12 protein-coding genes are annotated in these 12454 nt (G+C 67.6%); 8 read left to right on the plus strand and 4 right to left on the minus strand.

Features of this window, described 5'->3' with window-relative positions; translation table 11 throughout:
* Window positions 1-608: 608 nt before the first annotated feature.
* The gene (locus VSR71_RS33610) at window positions 609-1304 is read left to right on the plus strand and encodes a protein-L-isoaspartate(D-aspartate) O-methyltransferase (protein WP_342917791.1); all 696 of its coding nucleotides are present in this window, start codon (window positions 609-611) and stop codon (window positions 1302-1304) included.
* A 15-nt stretch (window positions 1305-1319) separates the two neighbouring features.
* Window positions 1320-3743: an SAM-dependent methyltransferase gene (locus VSR71_RS33615; RefSeq protein ID WP_342917792.1), complete on the plus strand. Its 2424-nt coding sequence runs from the start codon at window positions 1320-1322 to the stop codon at window positions 3741-3743.
* 17 nt (window positions 3744-3760) lie between these two features.
* Here the strand turns inward: VSR71_RS33615 and VSR71_RS33620 are convergent, their stop codons facing one another.
* Complete coding sequence (locus VSR71_RS33620; RefSeq protein WP_342917793.1) at window positions 3761-4684, minus strand: transporter substrate-binding domain-containing protein; 924 nt, start codon at window positions 4682-4684, stop codon at window positions 3761-3763.
* A 93-nt stretch (window positions 4685-4777) separates the two neighbouring features.
* The gene (pedF, locus tag VSR71_RS33625; protein WP_342917794.1) at window positions 4778-5251 is read right to left on the minus strand and encodes a cytochrome c-550 PedF; all 474 of its coding nucleotides are present in this window, start codon (window positions 5249-5251) and stop codon (window positions 4778-4780) included.
* 286 nt (window positions 5252-5537) lie between these two features.
* Between pedF and VSR71_RS33630 the strand changes: the two genes are divergently transcribed.
* A complete protein-coding gene (locus VSR71_RS33630) occupies window positions 5538-7523 on the plus strand; it encodes a sigma-54-dependent Fis family transcriptional regulator (protein WP_342917795.1) in 1986 nt (661 codons plus the stop codon).
* On the opposite strand, the gene VSR71_RS33635 is transcribed toward VSR71_RS33630, so the two are convergent.
* A complete protein-coding gene (locus tag VSR71_RS33635; protein WP_342917796.1) occupies window positions 7475-8452 on the minus strand; it encodes an alpha/beta fold hydrolase in 978 nt (325 codons plus the stop codon). The genes VSR71_RS33630 and VSR71_RS33635 overlap by 49 nt on opposite strands.
* 83 nt (window positions 8453-8535) lie before the next feature.
* Between VSR71_RS33635 and pqqA the strand changes: the two genes are divergently transcribed.
* From pqqA to pqqE, 5 genes are all read left to right on the plus strand, one after another.
* Window positions 8536-8610: a pyrroloquinoline quinone precursor peptide PqqA gene (pqqA, locus tag VSR71_RS33640; protein WP_012355514.1), complete on the plus strand. Its 75-nt coding sequence runs from the start codon at window positions 8536-8538 to the stop codon at window positions 8608-8610.
* 85 nt (window positions 8611-8695) lie between these two features.
* The gene (gene pqqB / locus VSR71_RS33645) at window positions 8696-9613 is read left to right on the plus strand and encodes a pyrroloquinoline quinone biosynthesis protein PqqB (protein ID WP_342917797.1); all 918 of its coding nucleotides are present in this window, start codon (window positions 8696-8698) and stop codon (window positions 9611-9613) included.
* The gene (pqqC, locus tag VSR71_RS33650; protein ID WP_342917798.1) at window positions 9610-10302 is read left to right on the plus strand and encodes a pyrroloquinoline-quinone synthase PqqC; all 693 of its coding nucleotides are present in this window, start codon (window positions 9610-9612) and stop codon (window positions 10300-10302) included. Before pqqB ends, pqqC begins: the two co-directional genes overlap by 4 nt.
* Window positions 10299-10571 (plus strand): pyrroloquinoline quinone biosynthesis peptide chaperone PqqD, encoded by a 273-nt coding sequence (gene pqqD / locus VSR71_RS33655; protein WP_342917799.1) that lies wholly within the window; start codon window positions 10299-10301, stop codon window positions 10569-10571. The genes pqqC and pqqD overlap by 4 nt, the downstream gene beginning before the upstream one ends.
* The gene (pqqE, locus tag VSR71_RS33660) at window positions 10543-11712 is read left to right on the plus strand and encodes a pyrroloquinoline quinone biosynthesis protein PqqE (protein ID WP_342917825.1); all 1170 of its coding nucleotides are present in this window, start codon (window positions 10543-10545) and stop codon (window positions 11710-11712) included. Before pqqD ends, pqqE begins: the two co-directional genes overlap by 29 nt.
* 381 nt (window positions 11713-12093) lie before the next feature.
* On the opposite strand, the gene VSR71_RS33665 is transcribed toward pqqE, so the two are convergent.
* Complete coding sequence (locus VSR71_RS33665; protein ID WP_342917800.1) at window positions 12094-12414, minus strand: c-type cytochrome; 321 nt, start codon at window positions 12412-12414, stop codon at window positions 12094-12096.
* Window positions 12415-12454 lie beyond the last annotated feature (40 nt).

Raw genomic sequence — 12454 nt, forward strand, 5'->3', positions numbered from 1 at the left:
TTCAGTTCAATCTCTGTGTGACCCTCGCGGGTCTCGCTCTTTCGAGCGGTCGCTCACTCTCAGAAAACTGACTGACCAGATCCGAAGACCCAGTCACGTTTTGCTGTGCGAGCACTGTATAACTTGTAAGCTAAAAGACCGAAGTCTTTCGCATCCGTTAATCAAGCGCCCACACTTATCGGTGTTTGTTTGTTAAAGAACTTTCGCGATTCGCTTTGCTTATCGCGTCGCGCTGATTTGTCAGCAGCGAAGAAACGAGATCTTAAAGAATTTTCTACGATTTAGCAACTGCTTTCGTGAATTTCTTTTTCCGACCGGCGCTGCCAGCCGAAGTAAATCTCAACAACCACTTCCTCCGGCGGGCTTGCATTGCTGCTTGCGCTGCAGGAGGGGGCGAATATTAGGGCCTCCGAAACAAAGTGGCAAGTCTTTTTCAAAAGTTTCTGAAAGTGCACTGGATTCCACTTTTTCTGGTGGGTGAATTACCCGCCCCGGCCGGAGCCCTTAGAGGGCGCGACTTTTCGTGACTACGATGTCCATAAGGCAACCTACCGGGGCTTGTCGTGAAACCGTCACCCGCCCTCTTTCTGCTCGCTGCAACCCTTGCCATGCCGCTGCCATGGCCCAGCGCCGGCGCCGAGGACACAAGCGCCGCCGAGCGTGCCGACATGGTGAAGGAGATCGCATCGATCGCCGCCGAAACCGGCGCAACCAGCGGCAGGCACACGCTGGACCGGCGCGTTATGGCGGTGATGGGCCAGGTGCCGCGGCACGAGTTCGTCCCCGATGCACAGAAGCCGTACGCCTATCACAACCGCCCGCTCCCCATCGGCCACGGCCAGACCATCTCGCAGCCGTATATCGTCGGGCTGATGACTGACCTGCTGATGGCAAAGCCCGGCGATACCGTGCTGGAGATCGGCACCGGCTCGGGTTACCAGGCGGCTGTGCTGGCCGGGCTGGTCAAGGCGGTCTACACCATCGAGATCATCGAGCCGCTGGGACGGCAGGCCTGCGGCCGGCTGAAGCGACTGGCCTATCAGCAAGTGGCATGCAAGGTTGGCGATGGCTACTACGGCTGGGAGGAACACGCGCCGTATGACGCCATCGTCGTCACCGCCGCGGCCAGCCATGTGCCGCCTCCATTGATCCGCCAGCTCAAGCCGGGCGGCCGCATGGTGATCCCGGTGGGCGCGCAGTTCATGACGCAATACCTGCTGCTGGTCGAGAAGGCCGCCGATGGCGCCGTGTCCACCCGGCAAATCCTGCCGGTCAGGTTCGTGCCGCTGGTAAGCAAGCCATAGCGCGGCGCCGGCACCATGCCACGACCGCCGCTGCTCGCCCTGGCCCTGTTGTCCGCCGCCGCGCTGGGCTATGAAATCCTGCTGATGCGGCTGCTTTCCATCATCCTGTGGCACCACTTCGCCTACATGATGATCAGCGTCGCCCTGCTGGGCTATGGCGCTGCCGGCGCGCTGGTCGCCCTCGCACGGCAGGCGCTGCTGCGCCATTTCATGCCGGCCTTTGTTGCGGGCGCCCTGCTTTTTGGCGCCACTGCGATGGCCTGTTTCGCGATTGCCCAGCAGGTCGCCTTCAATCCCCTGGAAATCCTGTGGGAGCCATCGCAACCGCTGCGCCTGCTGCTGCTCTACCTGCTGCTGTTCGTGCCGTTCTTTTGTGCGGCGACCAGCGTCTGCCTGGTGTTTTCCCGCTTCGACACGCAAGTCCATCGCGTCTACAGCTTCGACATCCTGGGTGCCGGGCTGGGTTGCCTGGGGATCATCGTGGCGCTGTTCGCCCTGAGCCCGGTCGGGGCGCTGCGGCTGGTCAGCGCGGCAGGCATGGCAGCGGCCGCGCTGGCGTGCGTGGAATGCCGCTGGCATCGCCGATGGCTGCCGGCGTTCCTGCTGGTGGCGGCGATGGCGCCGGCTGCCGTGCCCGGAGCATGGATCGCGCTGCGGCCATCCGAGTACAAGGAGCTGAGCCAGCTGCTGCGCATCGGCGATGCACGAGTGGTGGCGCAGCGCTCCAGTCCTCTCGGACTGGTCACGGTGGTGGAAAGCCCTTCGATCCCGCTGCGTCACGCGCCCGGGCTGAGCCTGAATGCCAGCACCGAGCCGCCGCCGCAACTGGCCGTGTTGACCGATGGCGACGGGCTCAGCGCGCTTAACCGCTATGACGGCCGGCGCGAGCCGCTGGCCTACCTTGACGACCTTACCTCTGCCCTGCCGTTCCACCTGCTGCGAAAGCCTGAGGTGCTGGTGCTGGGCAGCGGCGCCGGGGCCGACGTCCTGCAGGCGATCTGGCATCAGGCCAGCGCCGTCGATGCCGTGGAGCTGAATCCGCAGGTGATCGAACTGGTCCAGGGCCGGTTCGCCGCGTTCTCGGGCAAGCCGTACAGCGCAGCGGGCGTGCGCGTCTTCACCGGCGAGGCGCGCGGCTTCCTGGCGGCCAGAAAGGACCGCTACGACCTGATCCAGGTAGCCCTGCTCGATTCCTTCAGCACGTCTTCGGCGGGTCTGTATGCGCTGTCCGAGAGCTATCTCTATACGGTGGAAGCCTTCCAGGGCTACCTGCGCCATCTGCGCCCGGGCGGCATGCTGGCGATCACGCGCTGGGTCACGCTGCCGCCGCGCGATATCCCCAGGCTGTTCGCCACCGCCGTGGCCGCCATGGAAGGGATGGACGTGCCGGCGCCTGCGCTGCGGCTGGTGCTGATCCGCGGCTGGAAGACGGCAACGCTGCTGGTGAAGAACGGCGAATTCGACGCGGCGGAGCTTGCCGCGCTGCAGGCCTTCTGCCGCGCCCGTTCGTTCGACGTCGAGTACTACCCCGGCATCCAGGCAGGCGAGGCCAATCGCTACAACGTGCTCGACAAGCCTTACTTCTTCGAGATTGCGCAAGCCTTGCTAGGTCCCGAACGCGCGCGTTTCCTGTCGGAATACAAGTTCGACGTGCGGCCCGCCACCGACGACAAGCCCTATTTCTTCCATTTCTTCAAATGGCGCACGCTGCCTGAATTGCTGGCGCTGAAGTCGCAGGGCGGCCTGCCCCTGCTGGAATGGGGCTATCCGGTGCTGGTCGCCACGCTGTTGCAGGCCACCGCCGCGGCGTTGCTGCTGATCGTGGTACCGCTCCGCGTCCTGCGGCGACGCACCCGCATGCAGCCGGTCGCGAGCGCGGCAACCAGCGGCGGCCCGCGCGCATGGCGCGTCGGCTTCTATTTCCTGGCGGTCGGCGTGGGCTTCATGTTCGTCGAGATCGCCTTCATCCAGAAATTCATCCTGTTCCTGAGCCATCCGCTATATGCGGTCGCGGTGGTGCTGTGTGCCTTCCTTTGCTTTGCCGGGCTGGGCAGCCGGTACTCGCAGCGCCTGCGCGCGCGCGACGGGCGGCAGGCGACCATGGCGGTCGCCGGCATCTGGGCGATATCGCTGCTCTACCTCGCGGCGCTGCCGGCGGTCTTCAGGCTGTTGATCGCATTGCCCGATCCGGCGCGGATTGCGATCGCGGTGCTGTTGATCGCGCCGCTTGCGTTCCTGATGGGCATGCCCTTTCCGCTGGGCCTGGATCGGGTCGCGGCCCGCGACGAAACGCTGGTGCCCTGGGCCTGGGGCATCAACGCGTGCGCATCGGTGGTGGCGGCTGTCCTTGCCACGCTGGTCGCGATCCACGCCGGCTTCACCGCGGTGATACTGGTGGCGCTGCTGCTGTACGCGGCCGCGGCGCTGGCCAGCCCGTGACGGCGTTCGCGCTCGCCTCACGGCTCCTGCATCGTCACGCCATAGCCGGCAAAGATGCGCGCCAGTTCGCCCTTGCGCCGCAGCGCGTCGAGCGCATTCTCCAGCGATTGCGCCAGCTCCTTGTCGCCGGCCTTGATCGCCATGCCGATGGCCCAGCCGCGCGACGGCAGCAGCGGCGAGCTGACGTCCGCCGTGGCAAAGCGCGCCGCTGACTGGCCGGCGGCCTGCAGCGCGCTCTCGTATTGCGCGCGGGTCACCATCGCGGCCGCGATCTCGCCGGCGAAGAGCGCACGCAGAGCCTGGCCGGCCTCGGGGTAGATTTTCACCTTGTCGCGCAAGGCGCCGCCCGCGCCGGAGAGCAGCGCGTTGGCGCCGGCAGAGCCGGCAGCCGCACCGGCAGGCTGGCCCGCCAGGTCATCCAGGCTGCGCAAGTCCGGCACGCGCTCGCGGTCGCGCACCAGCACGAAGGTCTCGCGGTAGTAAGGCGCGAAGATCAGCGCCTTGTCGTTGGCGCGCATAAAGGCGCGGTCGACCGGCACGTGCAGCATCACGTCCGCAGGGCCGTAGCCGAGGTAGTGCCCGCGCCAGACCATCGAGCGCAGATCGTCGGACATGTTCTCGTCGGCATCGAACGGCAGCAGCGACACCGACACACCCAGTTCGCTGGCCAGGGCCCTGGCCAGCGCCACGTCGATGCCGTCGTACTGGCTGCCCGCCACCGCCGAGAAAGGAGGCAGGCCCTTGTAGACCGCAACCTTGAGGGAGCCGTTCTGGCGGATCCTGGCCAGGTCGGCCAACGCGGGCTGCGCCCAGAGCACCGCGCCGGCTGCCAGCAAGGCGACGCACAGCTGGCGCCGGATCGATGCGGCCGGTGCGGCCGGTGCGGCCGGAGCGGCGTGGGTCTGGCAAAGCCTCTGGCCACTGACTGGGCTGGCAGGCATGAGGTCTCTCCTGGAATCGAATGACGACGGTTACTGGAAGGGCATGCGCAAAGGCATATCGAACGGCATGGCCTGCAAAACCATGCCCGGCGCTCACTCGCGCCGGGATTCCAGGTAGGTCTTGATCGCCCACACCGCTTCCTGGCTCAGCACGCCGTCAAATGGCGGCATGTAGACGCGTCCGTCGCGGGTGCGGCCCTTGCGCACGGTGGTGGTGTAGAACTGCGAGATCTCGCCCATGCAGGCCTGCTTCTTCCTGGCATCGGCCAGCGACACGCAGTCGCCGTCGAGCTTGCGCAGGTCCGGGGCGATGCCGCCGGACACCGCTTCCAGGCCGTGGCAGCGCGCGCAGTTCTGGTTGTAGGCCGAGCTGCCAATGCGCTGCGCTTCCTGCTGCGCGGCGCCGGTGCGGTAGGGATTGTCCTGACGCCATTCGTCGCCAAGCTGTGGCAGGACCTTGGTGTCGACGGCTTGTGGCGTGACGTCGCCGTGGGCCAGCGCGGTAGCCGGTGCGGCAAGGGCCGCGCAAAGCGAAAGCAAAGCAAGCAAATGGCGCTGCGTGTTCATGGATGTCTCCTGCGGTGAATGGGTTCTGTGTTTGACGCCATTTCCGCAAGAGCCATACCAGCGGGCCGACGCGGGTCCGACGGGACGCCGAACCGCGTCGCAGCAGCGCCGGCTAGGGCCGCGGCAGCCGCAGCGGCACAAGCCATCGCCGCGCCGGTGTCCCGGAATGCCACACTCTGGCAAGCGTCTTGCTTCATGGCGCAACACTGTCGGACACGCGCCCGCTGAAGGCGCCGGCAGCGACCCGCGCAAAGATCGCGGGCGACCTTCCACAGGAGACACTTCGATGACCATCCAAGCCGCACCGGCGGGTGAACCCGCGCAACCCGAGCGCGCCGAACTGATTGCCCAGGCCCACCAGCGTTCCGCTTCCTACGGCCTGCGCCCCTATGAGTCGCCGGATTTCTGCCCGGTGCTGCAGAGCGAGCTGAAGACCCGCATCGAACGCAGCCAGTCACTGTTCACCTATGCGCTGCCGGTGATGGAAACGCTCTACGACCAGATCGTGAACACCCAGAGCATGGTGATCCTGACCGACGCCGACGGCCTGATCCTGCACTCGCTGGGCGACGACGACTTCCTCGCCCGCGCCGACAAGGTGGCGCTGCGCGCCGGCGCGGACTGGTCGGAGTCGTCCCGCGGCACCAACGCGATCGGCACCGCGCTGGCCGAGAACCGCGCCACGCTGGTCCACGGCGCCGACCACTTCCTGGAAGCCAACCAGTTCCTGACGTGTTCCTGCATGACCATCCTCGACCCCTACGGCAAGACCGTCGGTGCGCTCGATGTGACCGGCGACCAACGCGGTTTCCACAAGCACACCATGGCGCTGGTGCGGATGTCGGCGCAGATGATCGAAAACCAGTTGTTCGGCAACGCCTTCCGCGACATGGTCTGCATCCGCTTCCATTCGCGTGCGGAGTTCCTGGGCACGCTGGTGGAAGGCATCGTATCGTTCACTCCGGGCGGGCGTTTCCTGTCGGCGAACCGCAGCGGGCAGTTCCAGCTGGGCCTCTCCAACGGCGCGCTGCAGGCGCATACGTTCTCTTCGCTGTTCGGCTTGTCGATGTCGCAGCTGTTCGACGCGGTGCGCGCGGCACCGGCGGCCACGGTGCAGCTGCAGTTGCCAAGCGGCGTCAAGGTCAGCGCGCGCGTGGAATGGAAGACCAGCCGGAGCGCGATGCCCGGCGTCGACGCAGCGCGGCCGGACGCGCGCGAGGCTGTCGTGGCGCCACAGCGCCCGCGGGCCGAACCGTCCGCGCCCGAGGGGCTGGATGAGCTGGACACCGGCGACACCCAGATCCGGGCCGTGATCGGCAAGCTGCGCAAGGTGATTGGCAAAGACATCCCGGTGATGGTCCTGGGCGAGACCGGCACCGGCAAGGAGCTGATGGCGCGCGCCATCCACGCCGACAGCCCGCGCCGCGCCGGTCCGTTCATCGCGGTGAACTGCGCGTCGATCCCCGAGAACCTGATTGAATCGGAGCTGTTCGGCTACGAGGAAGGCGCCTTCACCGGCGCCCGCAAGAAGGGCGGGATCGGCAAGATGCTGCTGGCCAACGGCGGCACGCTGTTCCTGGACGAGATCGGCGACATGCCGCTGCACCTGCAGGGGAGGCTGCTGCGCGCGCTGCAGGAGCGCGCGGTGCAGCCGCTGGGCAGCAGCAAGGTGATCCATATCGATGTTTCGCTGGTGTGCGCTACCAACCGCAACCTGCGCGAGATGGTAGCCGGCGGGCAGTTCCGCGAAGACCTGTACTACCGCCTCAACGGACTGGTGGTGCGCTTGCCCGCGCTGCGCGAGCGCAGCGATCTTGACGTGGTGGCGGGCAAGCTGCTGCGCCAGGAGCATGCCGCAGGCGCGCCACCGCGCATCAAGGGCGCGGTGATGGAGATGTTCCGGGGCTACCACTGGCCGGGCAACATCCGCCAGCTCGGCAACCTGCTGCGCACCGCGCGGCTGATGGCGGAAGGCGAAGCCGAGATCACCGAGGACCACCTTCCCGACGATTTCCTGGACGACCTGCGCGAACGGCAGGCACGGGCGGCCGTGCCGGCAGCCCATGCCCCGGCGAGCGGGCCGCAGGGCACGCCGCTGACGCAGCCGATGCAGCCGACACGCCTGGCCGAGGTCGAGGTCCAGGCCATCGTCGCCACCGTCAGGGCGCACCACGGCAATATCTCGGCGGCGGCCAAGGCGCTGGGCATTTCGCGCAATACGGTCTACCGGAAAATGGAAGAGGCGCGCGCGCTGCCGCACCAGCCCGATTGAGTCCCGCCGGCCGCGCAGATGGCGGCGGCAAGTGCCGCACCCATCGCATCGCCGGCAAGGTGCCCGCCGTCCACCCACTCCAGGCGCGCGGCGGGCATCGCCGCCAGCAGGCGCAGCGCATTGGCGGGGCGGCAGACCGCATCGGCCCGGCCATGCAGCAGCGTTACCGGCAGGCCCTGCGCGGCAATCATCCGCGCCGCACTGAGCAAGGCTGGCTTGCCAAGGCCGGCGCGGTTGCGCAGGTAGTACGCCTGGATGCGGTACTTGGCCACGGTCGCCTCGCGCTCGCGCAGGGACTGCCGGCGTGAGCGCACCCGCGGCGGCATGCCGAGCAAGGCCTGCTCGCTCGCCCGCCACGCCGCGGCGGTGTCCCGTTTCTGGACAGGTGTCCCACTTTGAAACAGTCGTGACACAGTGAGCAGGCGCGCGCGGGCATCGGGCAGGCGCTCGCCCAGCGGCCCGACGCGTTGCAGCATGCGGCCGCCATGGCGCGACGAGAACAGGTTGAACACATCGTCGCGCCCGGTCAGGAACGCCCCGCGCAACACCAGCGCCGCCACGGCATCCGGGCAGCGCGCGGCATAAGCCAGCGCCAGTGCCGCCCCCCACGATCCGCCGACCACGCCCCAGCGTTCGATGCCCAGCGTGCGGCGCAGCTGCTCCAGGTCGGCCAGCAGCGCGTCCACGTTATTGCGGCGCAGGCACCCCGCCGGCCTGGACCGGCCGGCGCCGCGCTGGTCCGGCATGACCACGTAGTGCCGCCGCGGGTCGAACCATGCCGCCAGCGCCGGCGGGCAGCCGCTGCCGGGGCCGCCGTGCAGCACCAGCCATGGCTCGCCGTCCGCGGCGCCGGCCAGGCGCACATGCAGGCGCTGGACGTCCGGCGTGCGCAGGTAGAAGCAGGCGGTACTCGTGGACATGTCGGGCATGGTTGTTGCCTTGAGAGGGATGCGGCAGCCAGCCTGCCGTGCCACGACGATATTCACTAACCATGCCATACAAGGAGAGAGACATGACCTGGACCACCCCTGCCTACACCGAGCTGCGGCTGGGCTTTGAGATCACGATGTATATCGCCAACCGCTGATCGCGCCGGGACAGGCGCAACGCCCGCGTTGCCGGGCCATGCGCCTGCTCCGTGACGCCATGCCCCACGACAAAGCGCTCGCGCCATGACAACCATCCGGGTACTGGGGTCGGCCGCCGGCGGCGGCTTCCCGCAATGGAACTGCAATTGCCACAACTGCGACGGCGTGCGCCGAGGCACGGTGCGGGCCACGCCGCGCACGCAGTCGTCGATCGCGCTGTCCGGCGACGGGCCGGATTCGATCCTGGTCAACGCCTCGCCTGACATCCTGCAGCAACTGCGCCAGACGCCCGCGCTGCAGCCGGCGCGCGCGCCGCGCGACAGCGCCATCGCGGCGGTGCTGCTGATGGACGCGCAGATCGACCACGTCACCGGCCTGCTGATGCTGCGCGAGCACCGCCAGGACTTGCCGCTCTATGCGACCGCAGCGGTCCTCGACGACCTCGGCGCGGCCTTTCCGCTGACCCGCGTGCTGTCGCACTACTGCGGCGTGCAGGCGCATGTCCTGCCTTGCGACGGCACGCCGTTCACCGTGCCGCCGCTGGAGGGCATCCGGCTCACGGCCGTGCCGCTGCAAAGCAAGGCCCCGCCCTACTCCCCCAGCCGCAATGCCCCGCGTGTGGGGGACAACATCGGCCTGCGCATCGAAGACTGCCGCAGCGGGCGCCGCGCTTTCTATGCGCCCGGCCTCGGCAGTGTCGACGACCGCGTCTTCGCGGAACTGCGCAACGCCGACGTGGTGCTGGTCGACGGCACCTTCTGGCGCGAGGACGAAATGCAGGAGCTCGGCTTCTCCGCCAAGGCCGCCGCCGACATGGGCCACCTGCCGCTGTCCGGAGCCGGCGGCATGATCGAGATCCTCGACCGGCTGCCCGCCGCCCGCAAGATCCTTATCCACATCAACAATACCAACCCCGTGCTGGCCGAAGACTCGCCCGAACGCGCCGAGCTGGCGCGGCACGGCATCGAGCTCGCCTGCGACGGCATGGAAATCGCGCTATGACACACCCCATTGCATGGAGCCCGGCAGAGTTCGAGGCCCGCCTGCGCGCCAAGGAGAGCGGTTACCACATCCACCATCCGTTCAACCGGCGCATGGCGGCGGGGCAGTGTTCGCCCGAACAGATCCGCGCGTGGGTGGCGAACCGCTTCTACTACCAGGCGAATATCCCGCTGAAGGATGCCGCGATCCTGTCCAACTGCCCCGACCGCGACACGCGCCGGCAGTGGGTCGTGCGCATCCTCGACCATGACGGCACCGACATCGTGCCCGGCGGCATCGAGGCCTGGCTGCGGCTGGGCCTGGCCGTAGGGCTGGAGCGCGAGGCGCTGCTGGATCATCGGCACGTGCTGCCGGGCGTGCGCTTCGCCGTCGATGCCTACGTCAATTTCGGGCGCCGCGCGCCGTGGCAGGAGGCGGTGTGCTCGTCGCTGACCGAGATGTTCGCGCCGGCGATCCACAAGGAGCGCCTGGCGGGCTGGCCCACCCACTACCCATGGGTCGAGGCCGCCGGGCTGGACTACTTCCGTTCGCGTATCCCGCTGGCGCAGCGCGACGTCGACCACGGCTTGCGCGTGACGCTGGACTACTTCCGTACCCCGGCACAGCAGCAGCGCGCGCTCGACATCCTGCAGTTCAAGCTCGACGTTCTCTGGTCGATGCTCGACGCCATCCAGCAAGCCCAGCCATGACAGCCAATTCGACAGATCTTGCCCGCCCGCTGCTGCACCGGACCTTTCGCCTGCAATGGGAAGAGGCCCAGCGGAGCTGGGTGCTGCTCTACCCGGAAGGCATGGTCACGCTCAACGACAGCGCCGCCGCGATCCTGCAGCGCTGCGACGGCGGCCATACGCTCGATATGCTGATCGACGACCTGCAGGCCGCATTCGGCGTGCAGGGCATCGCCCCGGAGGTACATGCCTTTGTCAAACATGCGACCGAACGCGGCTGGCTGGTCTGACGCCGTCGCTGCCGCGCCGCCCGGTCCGCCGCTGTGGCTGCTGGCCGAGCTGACCTACCGCTGCCCGCTGCACTGCGCCTTCTGCTCGAATCCCGTGGACTATGCCCGCCACACGGCGGAGCTCGACACCGCGCAGTGGTGCGATGTGTTCAGCCAGGCACGCGCGCTGGGCGCCGTGCAGCTCGGCCTGTCCGGCGGCGAGCCACTGCTGCGCAAGGACCTGGAACAACTGGTGCGGCATGCGCGTGGCCTCGGCTTCTATACCAACCTCATCACCTCTGGCGTGGGGCTGACCGACGCCAGGCTCGCGGCATTGCGCGACGCGGGGCTGGACCATATCCAGCTGTCCTTCCAGGACTCCACGCGCGAGCTCAACGACTTCCTGTCCAGTACCCGCACCTTCGACCTGAAACAGCGCGTAGCGCGGATGATCAAGGCGCACGGCTACCCGATGGTCATGAACTGCGTGCTGCACCGGCATAACCTGCCGCATGTCGGCACCATCATCGAGATGGCGCTGCAGATGGGGGCGGAATACCTGGAACTGGCCAATACCCAGTACTACGGCTGGGCATGGGAGAACCGGCTTGCGCTGCTGCCCACGCGCGAGCAGTTGCTGGAGGCCGAGGCCGTGGTCAGCGAGTACCGGGCGCGCATCGGCAAGCGCTGCCAGATCCTGTTCGTGGTGCCCGACTACTTCGAGGCCCGGCCCAAGAAGTGCATGAATGGCTGGGGCACGACCTTCCTCGGCGTGGCGCCCGACGGGACTGCCCTGCCGTGCCACGCTGCCCGCATGCTGCCGGGGCTGGCGCTGCCGAATGTGACGACGCAAGGGCTGCGCGCGATCTGGCGCGACAGCGAGGCGTTCTGCCGCTTTCGCGGCACGGCATGGATGCAGGAACCGTGTCGGTCCTGCGACCACCGGGAGGAGGACTACGGCGGCTGCCACTGCCAGGCCTTCCTGCTGACCGGCGACCCCGCCGCGACGGACCCGGTCTGCGAGCACTCCGCCGACCACGGCAAGGTCAGCGAGATCGTGCAGCAGGGCCGGCTTGCGGCCCTGCAGGCGCGCGGCGAAGTCCAGCCGATGGTGTTTCGCAGCGATGGCAACTCGCTGCGCCTGAGCGCTGGGCGCAAGTAAGGAAGCCCGGCTCGCTCGCGCCAGCGGCAGTGGCATAAGCGTGCTGATTGCTCGCTCCCTCGCGCGGGAGAGGGTTGGGGTGAGGGCCGACATGTCGACGAAGTGAAGCGTTGCACTTCGTTGATGCTCCGCCCCTCACCCCCGGCCCCTCTCCCGCAAGCGGGAGAGGGGAGAAAACAAGAGGGCAAGGATAGGCTTTCGGACTCGCCTGCGGGAGCGCCAAGCGAGCGCAGGAAACGTGCGATTGTTCGCTCCCTCTCCCGCTTGCGGGAGAGGGTTGGGGAGAGGGCCGGCATGCCCACGAAGTGAAGCGCTGCATTTCGCTCATGCCTCTGGCTCTCTATCCCGATTCGGCGATCAACCTTTTTTCCTCCAGCGTTCCTACCCTGCGCTCAACACCCACTCCGCGAGCTGCTTCGCATCCGCTTCGCCGAGATTCCCGTGCGCCGGCATCGGCACCGGCCCCCACGCCCCCTTGCCGCCTTCGCGGATCTTTTTGGCCAGCCGCGCGGCTGCCTGGCTATCCCCCTTGTATTTGGCCGCCACTTCGGCGAAACCCGGCCCCACCAGTTTCGACTGCATGCCGTGGCAGGCAAAGCAGCCGTTCTTGTCAGCCAGTGCCTGCATCTCGGCCGCCGTGCCCGCCTGCGCCGCGCCAGGCAGCAGCACCGCGGCCGCCAGCGCCATCCATTCCTTCTTCATACCTTGTCTCGCTATCTGGTTTTGCGGCACGCTGGCATCA

The organism is Cupriavidus oxalaticus, assembly GCF_038900635.1.
Taxonomy (GTDB): Bacteria; Pseudomonadota; Gammaproteobacteria; order Burkholderiales; family Burkholderiaceae; genus Cupriavidus; species Cupriavidus oxalaticus_B.